15 protein-coding genes are annotated in these 14,063 nt (G+C 55.6%); 3 read left to right on the top strand and 12 right to left on the bottom strand.

The genetic code is table 11. The annotated features are described in order from the left end of the window. Nucleotides 1–3: 3 nt before the first annotated feature. Entirely contained in the window at nucleotides 4–1,167 is a 1,164-nt protein-coding gene (gene mltB, locus NM686_RS00845) for a lytic murein transglycosylase B (RefSeq protein ID WP_255190053.1), read from the top strand. Nucleotides 1,168–1,171: 4 nt separating this feature from the next. On the opposite strand, the gene NM686_RS00840 is transcribed toward mltB, so the two are convergent. From NM686_RS00840 to NM686_RS00800, 9 genes are all read right to left on the bottom strand, one after another. Beyond that, nucleotides 1,172–2,641, bottom strand: coding sequence for a cobyric acid synthase (locus tag NM686_RS00840; protein WP_255190052.1), 1,470 nt, complete (start codon nucleotides 2,639–2,641; stop codon nucleotides 1,172–1,174). Then, on the bottom strand, nucleotides 2,631–3,281 hold the full coding sequence (gene bluB / locus NM686_RS00835; RefSeq protein WP_255190051.1) for a 5,6-dimethylbenzimidazole synthase: 651 nt from the start codon (nucleotides 3,279–3,281) through the stop codon (nucleotides 2,631–2,633). Before bluB ends, NM686_RS00840 begins: the two co-directional genes overlap by 11 nt. After that, nucleotides 3,278–4,000 carry an adenosylcobinamide-GDP ribazoletransferase gene (locus tag NM686_RS00830; protein WP_255190050.1) on the bottom strand — a complete coding sequence of 241 codons (723 nt, stop codon included), beginning with the start codon at nucleotides 3,998–4,000 and terminating at the stop codon, nucleotides 3,278–3,280. Before NM686_RS00830 ends, bluB begins: the two co-directional genes overlap by 4 nt. A 53-nt stretch (nucleotides 4,001–4,053) precedes the next feature. Next, complete coding sequence (locus tag NM686_RS00825) at nucleotides 4,054–4,467, bottom strand: TM2 domain-containing protein (RefSeq protein WP_255190049.1); 414 nt, start codon at nucleotides 4,465–4,467, stop codon at nucleotides 4,054–4,056. A gap of 6 nt (nucleotides 4,468–4,473) precedes the next feature. Beyond that, nucleotides 4,474–5,514 carry a nicotinate-nucleotide--dimethylbenzimidazole phosphoribosyltransferase gene (gene cobT / locus NM686_RS00820; RefSeq protein WP_255190048.1) on the bottom strand — a complete coding sequence of 347 codons (1,041 nt, stop codon included), beginning with the start codon at nucleotides 5,512–5,514 and terminating at the stop codon, nucleotides 4,474–4,476. A gap of 302 nt (nucleotides 5,515–5,816) precedes the next feature. Further along, on the bottom strand, nucleotides 5,817–6,338 hold the full coding sequence (gene cobU / locus NM686_RS00815; protein ID WP_255190047.1) for a bifunctional adenosylcobinamide kinase/adenosylcobinamide-phosphate guanylyltransferase: 522 nt from the start codon (nucleotides 6,336–6,338) through the stop codon (nucleotides 5,817–5,819). Beyond that, nucleotides 6,331–6,771 carry a universal stress protein gene (locus tag NM686_RS00810; RefSeq protein ID WP_255190046.1) on the bottom strand — a complete coding sequence of 147 codons (441 nt, stop codon included), beginning with the start codon at nucleotides 6,769–6,771 and terminating at the stop codon, nucleotides 6,331–6,333. Before NM686_RS00810 ends, cobU begins: the two co-directional genes overlap by 8 nt. Before the next feature lie 7 nt (nucleotides 6,772–6,778). Further along, on the bottom strand, nucleotides 6,779–7,291 hold the full coding sequence (locus tag NM686_RS00805) for a hypothetical protein (protein ID WP_255190045.1): 513 nt from the start codon (nucleotides 7,289–7,291) through the stop codon (nucleotides 6,779–6,781). A gap of 2 nt (nucleotides 7,292–7,293) precedes the next feature. Beyond that, nucleotides 7,294–9,183: an ATP-binding cassette domain-containing protein gene (locus NM686_RS00800; protein WP_255190044.1), complete on the bottom strand. Its 1,890-nt coding sequence runs from the start codon at nucleotides 9,181–9,183 to the stop codon at nucleotides 7,294–7,296. 364 nt (nucleotides 9,184–9,547) lie between these two features. On the opposite strand from NM686_RS00800, the gene NM686_RS00795 reads away from it, so the two are divergent. Further along, the gene (locus NM686_RS00795; protein WP_255190043.1) at nucleotides 9,548–10,366 is read left to right on the top strand and encodes a hypothetical protein; all 819 of its coding nucleotides are present in this window, start codon (nucleotides 9,548–9,550) and stop codon (nucleotides 10,364–10,366) included. 95 nt (nucleotides 10,367–10,461) lie between these two features. Here NM686_RS00795 and NM686_RS00790 read toward each other — a convergent pair whose 3' ends face one another. Continuing rightward, a complete protein-coding gene (locus tag NM686_RS00790; RefSeq protein WP_255190463.1) occupies nucleotides 10,462–11,253 on the bottom strand; it encodes an ABC transporter permease in 792 nt (263 codons plus the stop codon). Then, nucleotides 11,234–11,902: an ABC transporter ATP-binding protein gene (locus tag NM686_RS00785; protein ID WP_255190042.1), complete on the bottom strand. Its 669-nt coding sequence runs from the start codon at nucleotides 11,900–11,902 to the stop codon at nucleotides 11,234–11,236. The genes NM686_RS00790 and NM686_RS00785 overlap by 20 nt, the downstream gene beginning before the upstream one ends. A 126-nt stretch (nucleotides 11,903–12,028) precedes the next feature. Between NM686_RS00785 and NM686_RS00780 the strand changes: the two genes are divergently transcribed. Next, nucleotides 12,029–12,559 (top strand): flavin reductase family protein, encoded by a 531-nt coding sequence (locus NM686_RS00780; RefSeq protein ID WP_255190041.1) that lies wholly within the window; start codon nucleotides 12,029–12,031, stop codon nucleotides 12,557–12,559. A 24-nt stretch (nucleotides 12,560–12,583) separates the two neighbouring features. On the opposite strand, the gene NM686_RS00775 is transcribed toward NM686_RS00780, so the two are convergent. Further along, on the bottom strand, nucleotides 12,584–13,789 hold the full coding sequence (locus tag NM686_RS00775; protein WP_255190040.1) for an HD-GYP domain-containing protein: 1,206 nt from the start codon (nucleotides 13,787–13,789) through the stop codon (nucleotides 12,584–12,586). Nucleotides 13,790–14,063 lie beyond the last annotated feature (274 nt).

Genomic DNA, 14,063 nt, shown 5'->3' with positions numbered 1-14,063 from the left:
AGCATGAAAGCAGTAGTCTCTTTTTCAAATCGTCTGGCTCTTGGTCTGACGCTGTTGTTTTTTGCCGGCTGCGCTACGTCGCCGGAAAAAACCGAGCAGAATTTCAACCGCGCCCGCAGCGGTCCAACCCAGCAAGCGGCGCCCAGCCAAGCCAGAACCGCCACCCCGTACTTGCGCCCGCTGACCAGCATCGGCGCTTACCGGGCAAGCTCGATCACCGGCGACTACGCCGGCTATCCGGCCTTGCAACGGTTCATCGACGTCATGGTGCAGAAACATGGCTTCGAACGCGACTATTTGAACGGCCTGTTTTCCCAAGCCAAGCGGAAACAGTGGACGCTGGATTATCTGGCCAAGTCCGATCAAAGCCTGGGCGGCAAACCCGGCAAGGGCAGTTGGTCGCGTTACCGCGCCAAGTTTCTCGATGCCAGACACATCAACGCCGGCGTCGATTTCTGGCAGCGCCATCAGGCCACCTTGCAGCGCGCCAGCCAGCAATACGGTGTGCCAGACGAATACATCCTGGGCATCATGGCCGTCGAAACCACATTCGGCAGCTTCGTCGGCAATCATAGGATCATCGATGCGTTGACCACGCTGGCTTTCGATTATCAACGCCGGGGCGATTATTTCCGCGGCGAACTGGAAAATTTTCTGGTGATGTCGCGCGGCGAAGGCCTCGATCCGGCCAAACCCGTCGGCTCCTTTGCCGGCGCGATGGGCTTGGGGCAATTCATGCCCAGCAGCTTCCTGGAATGGGCGGTGGATTTCAATGGCGACGGCAAGCGCGACCTGTGGAATCCGGAAGACAGCATTGGCAGCGTGGCCAATTACTTTGCCAAGCACGGCTGGAAGCCTGGGCAACCCGTCGTGTCGCCGATACGCGGCAATCCGTCCGTCGCCACGCTGGAACCGGGTCTGGACAAACAATATCCGCTCAGCACCTTACAGCAAGCGGGCTTGATGCCAACGACAGACTGCCAGTGCAACGAGCCCTTGCGTTTGTTGTGGCTCAGGCATGCGGACCAGGACCAATATCTGCTGGGATACCCCAATTTTTACGTCATCACCCGCTACAACCAAAGCACGCATTATGCGATGGCGGTGCACGAGCTGGCGCAAGCCATCAAAAGCGCCTACCGGCAGCAGGTAGCCAGCAACCCATAGATTTTCACGCGCCATAGAACGCCGACAACGCCGCATCCAGTTTGGCAAAGTCACAATGTTCGGCCCAGGCATCGGCGATGCGATCGATGCCGGCCTCGCGCAGGGCATGAAAATCCACGGCCTGGCGCTGTGTGTGGCCGGCCCACGCCAGCAAGGCGTCGCAGGCTTCGGGAACGTCGAACAAGCCATGCACGTAACTGCCCGCCACTTGATCGTCCGCCGAAATCGCGCCATCGTCCCTATCGGCCAATTTGAACAACGGTCTGGACAAAGCCGCCCCCTGACTGATGCCCATGTGGATTTCATAACCTTGCACGGCCACCGCTTTTTCCGCAAATAGCCCCTTGACTTGACGCAGGCATTTAGCAGTATGCAAGGTCGTTTCCATGTCCAACACGCCCAAGCCCTCGGCGCTGCCCGATTCGCCTTCGACGCCGTGCGGGTCGTGTATCGCCCGGCCGAGCATTTGGAAACCGCCGCAAATGCCCAGCACTTTGCCGCCGTAGCGCAAATGCCTGTGCAGGAAACCCTCCCAACCTTGCTGTCTTAGCCGAATTAAATCGCTGCGGACTGACTTGCTGCCTGGCAATACGATCAAATCCGCGCCATTGACATGATCCGGATGCTTGGCGAAATGCACGTCCACGCTGGGATGCAATTGCAACGGGTCAAAATCGGTGTGGTTGCTGAAGCTCGGCAGATGCGGCACGACCACCCTGAAAGCCTGCTCGCCAGCCTGGTGGGCATGACGACTGGACAAGGCATCCTCTGCCTCCAGATACAAATCATGCAGATAGGGCAACACCGCCAGCACCGGCTTGCCGGTTTCCTGTTCCAGCCAATCCAGCCCCGACTGCAACAAGGCCATGTCGCCACGAAAGCGGTTGATCACAAAGCCTATCACCCGCTTGCGCTCCGAGGCGGACAACAACGCCAACGTGCCGACGATATGTGCGAACACGCCACCGCGGTCGATGTCGGCAACCAATATCACCGGACAATCGACCGCTTCGGCAAAGCCCATGTTGGCGATGTCGCCAGCACGCAAATTGATCTCGGCCGGACTGCCAGCCCCTTCGACGATGACGGCTTGATACTGGCTGTTCAAGCGCGCCCAGGAAGCCAATACCGCCTGTTTGGCGACCTTTTTGTAATCGTGGTACTGGTTGGCCGATTGGTTTTGCAAGACCTGGCCATGAATGATGACTTGCGCTGTGGTATCGGTATTGGGCTTCAACAACACCGGATTCATGTCGCTATGCGCTGGCAAACCGCAGGCGGCCGCCTGTACGGCCTGGGCGCGACCGATTTCGCCGCCGTCGATCGTGACGGCGCTATTCAGCGCCATGTTCTGAGGCTTGAACGGCGCCACGGCGATGTTTTGCCGGCGGTAATAGCGGCAAATGGCCGTGACCAAGGTGCTTTTGCCGGCATCGGACGTGGTGCCCTGCACCATCAGCGCTTTAGGAATCATCGCGCCAGCCGTTCTCGAAAACCATCGCTGACAAGGGTTGCGGCACGGCCCAATTTTCCAGTTCCAGCATCGGTTTGGGATAAAACTCGGCGACGTGCCCGAGACACAAGATCGCAATCGGCCGGCTACCCGACGGCATCTGCAACAGCTCGGCCAAGGCGGCTGGATCGAACAGCGAGACCCAGCCCATCCCCAAGCCTTCCGCGCGCGCCGCCAGCCACAAATTTTGAATCGCGCAGGCCGCCGAGGCCAGATCCATCTCTGGCAAGGTACGTCGACCGAAAACATGCTTTTCGCGCTGATCGGGTAAGGCAACGACCAACAACTCGGCAGAGTCGCGTATGCCCTCGACTTTCAAGCGCATGAATTCATCGTGACGCTGTGCCAGCGCGGTGGCGGTCAGGCGACGTTCCGCCTCCACCAGTTCATGGATGCGACCGCGCAATGCGTTATCGGTAATGCGAATGAAACGCCACGGCTGCATCAAGCCAACGCTACCGGCTTGATGCGCGGCGTTGAGCAGTCGCGTAAGCGTCTCGGGGTCAATCGGATCGGGCAAAAAATGGCGCATATCGCGGCGTTCGGCAATGGCACGGTAGACGCCGGCCAATTCCTGGTCGCTGAAGCGATGAGTATTCACAATAAAACCACCGCCAGCAGCGCGGCGGTTTCGATTAACTCGACGGCCGCGCCATACACATCGCCGGTTACGCCGCCCAAACGAACCAACGCGGCATAGCGCAACCATAACAACAGCACGCCCGCCAACAGCACATTGGCCCAACCCATCAGCACACCGACAAAAACCAGCGAAATGACCACCACCCAACGAGCTTCGACGAACGGAAAATGTTGCGTCATCTTCTCGGCCACGCCATTCGTTCTGACATAAGGCGTGGACAGCATCAGCAATAACACCGCGCTACGGCCGAGTATGGGCGCGGCCAGCAAACAAATGAAATTGTTCTGCTGCAACAACGCCAGTACGGCAGCCCATTTCAGCAATAACACTAACAGCAAAACCACCACCGCAATCGGCCCAGCCGCAGGATCCTTCATGATCGCCAAACTGCGCTGTCGATCACCCAAGCCGCCCACGCACGCATCGGCGCAGTCGGCCAGACCGTCCAGATGCAAGCCTCCGGTCAGCCAGACCCAAGCCGTCAACACCACTGCCGCGGCCACCATGTCCGGCCCCGCTGCCAAGGCCAACGCCAGGCCGCTCAGCACCAGTCCAAGCAAAAAACCCACCACGGGATAATAAAGTACCGAACGCCCCACTGCCGCATCATCGTGAGGCAAGGATCGGCTGACCGGAATACGCGTCAAAAACTGCAGTGCGATTAGAAATGAATCCATGTTGAAAAGTTAAAGGGCACAAGGTCTGTTTGACCTTGTACCATGTTGCCCGATTATTTCAGGAACCGGCCTTTGGCGTCTTTGTTGATATGGCCGGTAAATATCAAAACGCCCTCGATAAAGCCCCAGACTACACCAAAGCCGCCGGTTATAAAAGTTACAATGATTTGCGTGATGCCCAGGCCCCAAAAGCCCAGATACATCCGATGCAGGCCGATCGCGCCCAAAACCACCCCCAGCAAAGCCGCGACGATGCGGCTTTTTACCGGCTGGCTATCCACCAGATAAGCGCCGACGGGACCAATCTCGGTAATTTCGCCATTTTCTTCGACGAAATCGACATCATCGCCTTCCTTGGGCGGCTGCTGTGAAGTCCATTGATCCAGATGAAATTCGTAAAATTTGCCATCGTGCTTTACCACGCCGGTTTGGCAGCGTTCGTCGTAACTTTCTAAGTGTCCAAGCATTTTTTATTATCCTGTTGTTATGTTTGCTTGAGAAAAAGTGGCCATTTCATTATGCAGGCGACACGCCATCTGCAAAATCGGAACGGCCATCACCGCGCCGCTGGCTTCGCCTAGACGCATCTTCAGATCGAGAATCGGTTCGGCGGCCAGCGCGTCCAACACTATTTTATGGCCTTTTTCCTCGGAACGGTGACCATAAAAAAACCAGGCGCCACAGTCCGGATTGACCCTGACCGCCAGCAAGGCCGCCACGCTACAGATGAAGCCATCCACCAATACCGGCAAGCCCCGCTGCGCCGCATGGATATAAGCCGCGGTCAGCGCCGCGATCTCAAAACCACCCACATGTTGCAAAATCGCCAGCGGCGTGTTCAATGCCGCCCCATGCAATTGCAACGCTTGCTCGATGATCACTGCCTTGATGCCGATTTGCTCAGGACTCAGGCCAGTGCCTGCGCCAGTAATGTCGCGAACGCTCACATCCAACAACGCGGCCGCAATGGCACTGGCACTGGTGGTATTGGCAATACCCATTTCGCCGCCGATGAAGACATCGGCTTGGTTGGCAAGCGCCCGCCCGACCGCCGCTTGGCCGGCATTCAGTGCCGTAACCAATTGCTCGGCCGTCATGGCCGGTTTGATTTTGAAATTTTCGGTACCACAACCCGCGCGCTGCGTTACCACGCCCGGCAAATCGACGGTTTGACGCAAGCCTACGTCGACCACCTCAAAATAGGCTTGCGCCTGTCTGGCCAACACATTGACCGCGGCCCCGCCGGCAACGAAGTTTTTCACCATTTCGATCGTCACGGCTTGCGGAAACGCGGAAACGCCTTCATCGGCGATACCATGATCGGCGGCGAAAATGCTGATATGAATGTTTTCCAAACTGGGATCGTCGCGGCGCTGCATCGCGGCCAACCTGACCGCCAACTGTTCCAGCAGACCCAACGACCCAGGCGGCTTGGTCAGTTGGGTTTGTCTGGCCAGCGCGCGCTGTGCAAACACCGCATCCGGGGCGGCAATCTGGGCAAATAGAGCTTTCATTTATCCTGGGAAAAGATGTTGGTCCACGAAATACACAAAACCTGTCCTGAGCTCAGGCGAAGAACGATCATGAAAGTGCCGCAACACCCCGTAAAAAGAAAGTCACCTCTACCGGGAGAAAACGAGCAAGCCGGAAAGATTTGCACTGAATGCGATAGCTAAAGCCATCGCACTCCCCCGCGTGATGTTGGAGTGAAAAAGCGTTAGCTTTTTCCAAGTGTTCCGCCGCTTGATTCATTATGACTTTCAGAGCCCCCATTGCCTGCCTTCGTGTATTTCGTGGGCTATTGATGTTTTTAGGTTTATTTGAGTTTTTGCGGCAAACCCGCGACCACCCAGACCACGCTATCGCACAGTTGGGCCAGGGCTTGATGCAAAAAACCCGCTTCGTCGACGAAACGACGGGTTAAGGGATCGGCGGCCACGACGCCCATGCCCACTTCGTTGCTGACCATGATCACGGGACCTTTACATTGGCTCAAGGCGTCCAGCAAGGCGGCTCGTTGGGTTTCGAACAAGCTTTCCTGCAGATTACCCTGCCTATCGAACAACACGTTACTGAGCCACAGCGTCAGACAATCCACCAACAGACAAGTATCGGGGCTGGCATGCTGCCGGATGATTTCGGCCAATTGAATCGGTTCTTCCAGCGTCCGCCAATTTCCGGGCCGGCGCTGCCTATGATGCTGGATACGTCGATGCATTTCGTCATCACCGGCTTCGGCCGTCGCCACATAGGTCACCGGTAAATTGGCGGCGATGGCTTGCCGTTCGGCATAACGGCTCTTGCCGGAACGCGCGCCGCCCAGTACCAGCTCAATCATCTTTCAAGCGTACCGCCAGCACGTCGCATTTGGCATGATGCAACACGCCATCGGCCGTGGAACCCAGCAACAAGGCCAGACCGTGGCGACCATGCGAGCCGACCACGATCAGATCGACCTCGTTTTCTTCGGCCACGCGAACGATTTCCAGTTTCGCGCTGCCCATTTCCAGCCATTGCCGTTGCTCGGGCACGCCGATTTCGGCGCCGAAATCGGCCAGCCGCTTTTTGGAGGCATCCAGCCATTCCTGGGTCAGATCGACATCGAAGGGGATCGGACCGTACGCGGCATCGGTGATCGGCAGATTTTCGACCACATGCACCAGGCTTAATTTGGCCTGGTTTTGCTCGGCCAGTTGCCGCGCTTTGCTCGACACCTGTTTGCCGTGTTCGGAAAAGTCCACGGCCAATAAAATGTGTTTATAGCTATTCATCTCCACCTCATTCTGGATTGCTGACGATCTCGGGAAACAGCGCGGCCATCACCTGCGAGGACAACATGATATACAAAAGCGCCAAGCCCAAAGCGAAAAACAAGGATCTATCCAGCGCGTGCTTCATGATATGCCCAGTCACCAGCCAGCGCCACAACACCAGCGTCAGCATCGAAAAGTAGGCCAGATCGTTGGCCTGCGTATTCAAGGTGGCAATCGCCGGCAAGGCCAGGAAACTGAGGACGATGTCGGTGCCTATCATCGCCGCCAGGGTTTGCGGGAAGCGATGGCTTTTGCCGGCAACATACAACAGCGGCCAGCAAAACAGCAGGATCATCGCGAAATCGGCCAAAATCTGCAGCAGCGCCGTGGACAGCGCGCCGTTCATCAGCAAAATCAGATAATTGACCGCCACGTAAACCGGCAACAACAGCTTCAATACAAACGCGGACACCGGCACGTCCTGCGGCCCCTTCTTGAAAATGGTGATTTGAAAAAACAGCAAAACCAATTCGTACATGTTTACTCCGCTTGTGACAGGTTTTCTTCGGCAGTCATCCAGTCGAGTTCGGCCTGTTCCAGCGCGTTATCGACCTGGTTTTTCAGACTCAACAGTTTCTTCAATTGTTCCTTGTTTGCGTCGTCATAGATAGCCGGGTCGGCCAGTTGCTGCTCCAACGCCTGCTGCTGTTTGTGATATTTCTCCACCGCGGCTTCGGCTTTTTTCACCGCGTCCAGCAAGGGCTTCAGACGCTGCCGGCGTTCGGCGTCCAGTTTACGCTGATCCTTGCGGGAAACGCTGTTCGCGGTCTCCCCGCTCGTCACCGTTTCATCGGCTGATTTTTTCTGCTCGGCCAGCCATTGTTTGTAATCCTCCAAATCGCCGTCGAAAGGCTGTATTTTGCCGTCTGCCACCAACAGCAATTGGTCCGTCACCGAACGCAGTAAATGCCTGTCGTGTGAAACCACGACAATGGCGCCTTCGTATTCCTGCAAGGCTACGCTCAAGGCATGGCGCATTTCCAGGTCCAAATGATTGGTCGGCTCGTCCAGCAGCAGCAAATTAGGATTTTGATAAACCAATAACGCCAGCACCAGCCTGGCTTTTTCGCCGCCGGAAAACGGTCCGACCGGGTCGTTGACCTTATCGCCCCTGAAATCGAAACCGCCCAGGAAATTGCGCAAATCCTTTTCAGTGGCCTGTTTGTCGAGCTGTTGCAGATGCCACAACGGGCTTTCATCCAGCCTGAGCAATTCCAGCTGATGCTGTGCAAAATAGCCGATGTTCAAATCCTGCGCGGTTTGCAATTTTCCGCTCAAGGCCGTCATTTGCCCTGCCAGCACTTTGATCAGGCTGGACTTGCCAGCGCCGTTCGGTCCCAGCAAACCGATGCGATCGCCCGGCGAAATCGACAACGCAGCGTTTTTGATCACGACCTTGTCGCCATAGCCAATATCGGCCTCCTCGATTTTGAGTAGCGGGTTGGGCATTTTCTTCGGCGGTGGAAAGCTGAAACCGAATGGCGAATCGATGTGAGCCTGGGCGATGATTTCCATGCGCTCCAAGGCCTTGATTCGGCTTTGCGCCTGCCGAGCCTTGGTGGCCTTGGCCTTGAAACGATCGACGAAACTCTGTATATGGGCAATCTCGCGTTGCTGTTTCTCGTAAGCCGTTTGCTGTTGCGCCAGCTTTTCGGCGCGCATGCGTTCGAAATCGGAATAATTGCCAGTGTAAATCTCGGCCTTGCCCTGCTCGATATGCACGATGTGGTCGGTGATGGCATCGAGGAAATCGCGGTCGTGCGAAATCAATAACAGCGTGCCGGGATATTTGCACAGCCAATCCTGCAAATAGATCACCGCATCCAAATCCAGATGGTTGGTCGGCTCGTCCAGCAGCAGCACATCGGAACGGCACATCAGCGCCTGCGCCAGATTCAAACGCATGCGCCAGCCGCCGGAAAACGAACTGACGGGCAGCTGTTCTTGCGCGGTCGTAAAACCCAAACCATTCAATAATCGTGAAGCGCGTGCTTGGGCGGTATAGCCGCCGACATGATCCAGTGCGGCATGCAATTCGGCTAGCCTGATGCCGTCGTGCGCCGCCTCCGCCTCGGCCAAGCGTTGTTGCAGTTGCCTCAATTCACGGTCGCCATCCAATACATAATCGATCGCGGCACATGGCAAAGGCGGCGTTTCCTGCGCGACATGCGCCACTTCCAGATTGGGCGGCATCGAAAATTCGCCCTCGTCGGCATGCAGCTCCCCGCGCAGCATCGCAAACAAACTGGACTTGCCGGCGCCGTTGGCCCCGGTCAAACCAATCTTCTGGCCGTTATGAATGATGAACGAAGCCCCGCTGAATAATAAGCGGCTGCCGCGGCGTATGGCGATGTTTTTGAAATTGAGCATGGTGGTTGGGATACAGTCTTCAATGGATGGCTTCGGTAAACGACCGAGCGCTGAGGCAAGATTTTATCGCGGGACGCTTTTGCGGGTGCGATGATTTTCGAGGAATGGGTATTGTTTCAAGGGCCTATCGCGCCTATCCGTCTACCCCGCGTGCATTTATCTACCGCAGCCCTGCTGGCGGAACGCCTGACGGCTTCCGCCCTACGCTTGTTGGCTTGTTTTACGTTGGTTGCCACGTATATGGGCCGAAAATCCTGGAGTCTCTTGGGCGTAAAAGCCTTTTACCTGCACACAGAAGACGATGCAACTCTCTGCGGTTGCTTTACAATGCCATACCATCCCTATCTGAATAATAGGCTCCAACATGGGCATTCTCGATCAGCTCAAGCAGGAAGCGGCTGAAAAACAAAAGCTGCAAGAGTCTCAGACCAACCTGCAAAAACAACGCGAAGACCGTTATCGCGCGGCTATCCTGCCGGCGATGCAAAAAGCGTTCAAGTTCATGCAGGAGCTGGTGGAATATCTGAATTTCCTCGAGCACGCGGTCGTGGTGGAGGAATATAGCAACCAGTACCCGCAATTCGGCCAGATGAAACAGCAGGATTACAAGATATACACGGACAATCACGGTGGTTTCGCCGACGTCGATCGCCTGATGCAAATCAATGTGCGTTTCTTCTGCGTCGGTTTCGGCTCGTTCAGTTACAACCTGGAAGGGCAAAACCGCATAGAACGCGAAGTGGCTTTTTTGACCTCCCGCAATGTCCACTTCGACTGGAAGTTACTGGACGGTCGTAGCGCCATACCCAGCGCGGTCTTCACGATAACGCGCAGGATTCCGGTGCGTTTCCGTTTTGAGGTGGACTATGACAACTCGAAAATCCACCTGCTGATCAACAATCACGAAAACTTCAACGCCTACAAAAAGGCCTTTGCGCCCGAGGACGTCAACGACGAACTGCTGGATGAAATCGCCCGCTTCATGCTGCGCAAGGATAGCGATTTCATACGCCTGGAAATCACCAGCGTCCAGAGACAACGCATCAAAAATCTGGTCGAACAAAAGCGCCGCGAGGAACTGGCGCTGCTCCGCAGCATACCGACCGAAAACCCCACAGGTGCCAACAATGACAAAGCACTTGGCGATCGCCTGAGGGCGCTGGTCAAATTGCCGAAAAAATGACCGGCCACCCCCAATGACTTCAATTTGCGTTGGCATTTTGCTATCGCGAAAACGCCCAACATGTCATTGCGGCCCCGTACCTGATGATTACTGCCTCACCGTCCGTCTATCACGCCTTCTTTCAGCACATCGAACTCGTTGAAGGCGATTTTCAAGCTCAATCCCAAGTTGAACAATATGCCCAGCGTGGTGCTGGCAAAGATGCAAATCATGATCGCAATTTGGTATTTCACCGCCACCCATGGCTCGCTGCCACCCAGGATCTGCCCCGTCATCATGCCCGGCAGTGACACCAGACCCATCGTGGCCATGTTGGCGATACTGGGATTGATGGCGGCTTTGACGGCCTGCCGGAAATAAGGCCGTACCGCTTCCCATCGATTGGCGCCCAGCAATAAAAATGTGGCGTATTCCTGCTGGTTGTGCCGCAAGGCGTTGAAAAACCGCTCCAAAGCGATGACGTTACCCTGCATGCAATTCCCCAAGATCATGCCCGCCAACGGTATCAGATAACGGGCATCATGCACCTCGCTCGGCCGGATCACCAGGAAAACCAGATAAGCGGTCGACAGCAAGATGCTAACCGCGATCGCACTGAACGATGACAACGCAAAATAACGCGCCTTTAAACCGGAGCGCTTCAGAATGCTGAGGTCGGCCACGATCAACATGACCAGCATCCACAAGGCGTTGAGCCAAGGATCGTTCAACGTGAACAAGGTTTTCAGATAAATCCCGACCAGGCCCAATTGCAAGGTCATGCGCACAATGCCGACACCGATGTCGCGGGTCAAGCCGACTCCGAGCAGCCATAACAAGGACCAAGGCAACAGACAAAAGACGTACAGCAGCCCCAACCGCGTCAGATCAATATCCAGTGTTTCCATGTTCACCCAACCGGGTCAGATGCCCCGCTTCGATTGAAAAAACGGCGTCGCTGCGCCGCAGCCACTCCCTGTCGTGCGCCACCGCCAGCACGGTGAATCGCGGCTCGGCAAAAACCTCGAAGACCGCCTGTTTGCTTTCCGCATCCAAGGCGCTGGTGACTTCATCCAGCAAATAGACGGTTTTGCCCAGCAACAAGCCACGCGCCAGGGCAATACGCTGTTTTTCACCGCCGGAAATACGGCGGCTGTCACGCCCCAATAATTCCGGTGACAATTTGAGACACCGCAACACCTCGATGATTTGGCTCTCGGACGGCCGCCGGTCGCGATGGGCCTTGAATTGAAAAGGCAGCAACAAGGCATCGCGCACGTTTTCGGCGCCCAGCACCGGCTCTTGGCCGATATACGCGGTACAAGCCCGAATGGCTTGAATGGATTGTGCAGACAACGGCTGTTCCTGAAAATAAACCGTGCCGGCCGTGATCGTGTGTAGCCCCAGCAAGGTTCTGAGGACACTGCTTTTGCCGGCGCCGGATTTTCCGGCCAACACGGCTTTTTGCCCTGGATAAAGCGAAAAACTCACGCGAGACAGGAGCGTTTTTTCCTGAACCGTAACCGATACCTGATCGAATCGAATAATAGGCTGCATCGATGAATCGCAAAAATGAAGGATTTGAATGGCATTGTAAAGCTTCTCGCGGCTTTTGCCGCGTTTGGACAGTTCGCCTGCTCGGGTCTACACTCTGTACTGACGAGTCAAACGCATCAAACCGCCATGAAAGCATTGCCGCTAGCAGACGTGTATCAATTACTGGAACCTGGCCCCGTGGTATTGCTGACCACGGCCGATCAGAATCGCCGCAATGTGATGACGCTGTCGTGGCATATGATGGTGGAATTCGAGCCACCTTTATTGGCTTGCGTGGTCAGCAGCGACGATTTCAGCTTCACGGCGCTGAACGCCACGCAGGAATGCGTCATCGCAATCCCCGCCGTCGAATTGGCTGAAAAAGTCGTCGCCATTGGCAACGTATCCGGACGAAACGTCGATAAATTCCGCAGCTTCGGTTTGACGCCGGTAACGGCTCAACAGGTCTGTGCGCCGTTGATAGCCGAATGTTTTGTCAACCTGGAATGCCGGGTGGTCGATAGCAGTTTGGTCGCTAGATTCAACCTTTTTGTGCTGGAAGTGGTGCAAGCCTGGCTCGACCCCAGACAAACCGATCCCAAAACCATTCATCACCAGGGCTATGGCCGATTCGTCGTCGACGGCGAAAGGCTGCATATCGTTTCGAAGATGCGCTAACCGGTCGCAACCTGCCCCGGAAAACTAGAGATAAGCCGCAGGATCGATGCGCCAGCGGGAAGGCGTTTCGAAACGAACGATACGCTGATGGCAGCCAGGCTTGGACAAGTCGTAATCCTTTGGCCGGATGAAACTGTGCAGCCGGCAGTTGAAGATGGATTTGACTTTGGGATGCAACAAATCTTCATGGTGCTGCTCGACGACCACGGCCAAGTCGTCGTTTTCCAGTTTCACCAGCGTGCCGACCGGGTAAATGCCAACCGTGCGAATGAAGCTATGTACCAGCGGCATCGCGAAATGCTTGTCGCCGCCTTCCAGTAATTGCTTCAACACAGCGGTTGGTTCGGTGCTCGGGTGATAAATCCGCTGAGAGGTCAAGGCGTCGTAAAAATCGACGATAGCGGCCATTTGTCCATATTGACTGATCTGGTCGCCTTTCAAGCCCCGGGGATAGCCCGAACCGTCGTAATGCTCGTGATGCTCCGCGGCGATGTTGATCGAAATGGGCGAGATACCGCGTGTATCCTGCAGTAGCAAGCGACCTTGCTCGACGTGCGTCTTCATCACGCCAAACTCGCTATCGGTGAGCTTACCGGGCTTGTTCAGGATATCCGCAGGCACCTTCATTTTACCGATGTCGTGCAACAAGCCGCCGATTCCCGCCAACTCGATCTCCCCGCGCGCTATGCCCAAGGCCCGACAAAAGCTGATCAGCAAAGTCCCCACCGCTACCGAATGCTGATAAGTGTATTGGTCCGCCTGCTTCAGTCTGAGCAAACTGACGATGGCATCGGGATTACGAAAAATCGACTCCGTGATCGAGGTGACGATAGGCCGGGTTTTTTCCAATTCGACCTGTTTGCCCAAACGGCAATCCTGCAAGATGTCGTGTACCATCACATGGGCTTCCTTGACGACATGCCTGGCTTGGCGAATTTCCTCCTGCATCGAAATTTGCGGCGCCATACGCTTGAGCGTCCGGCCCAGATCATGCAGCCTGTCGTGCAGGATTCGCTCCACCTCGTCGTTTGGCCGCGCGGCCGGCGCATCCCGCCCCAACTCGGTGTCGATGTAGACTTCATGGAGTTCCAGCTCAAGAATGCGCTCGATATCGCGCTCTGATTGCAACAAAAAGCGATTGCGCAAAAAAGGATGCTCCACCCACGCACGATTGAGGTCGTGTATATACATACCGACGCGAAGGTCTGACACTTCAATTTTTTTGATCATGCCTGGGTTAACCGCCTATGTTGCCGATAACAGCTTGCCTCTGCTAGCATTCACTCGATTTCCAATAAACCTAAAAACGGCAGTAATTCCACGAAAATCACGAAACACACGAAAGAAATCATTGCGTTATGAAGTTTGTCGATTCACCTGTTCGGTGCGGCTCTTTGGGGTGATAACTGTTTGAAACTTTTCGTGATTTTCGTGTGCTTCGTGGACCAAATGATTTTTTCTAGGATAAACAGGATGGCTTGCTGATAGAAAACACGAGTCATGC

The organism is Methylomonas rapida (assembly GCF_024360925.2).
Classification (GTDB): domain Bacteria; phylum Pseudomonadota; class Gammaproteobacteria; order Methylococcales; family Methylomonadaceae; genus Methylomonas; species Methylomonas rapida.
Note: the sequence above shows the minus strand (reverse complement) of the source record. Positions and strands in the feature narration are given on the sequence as shown.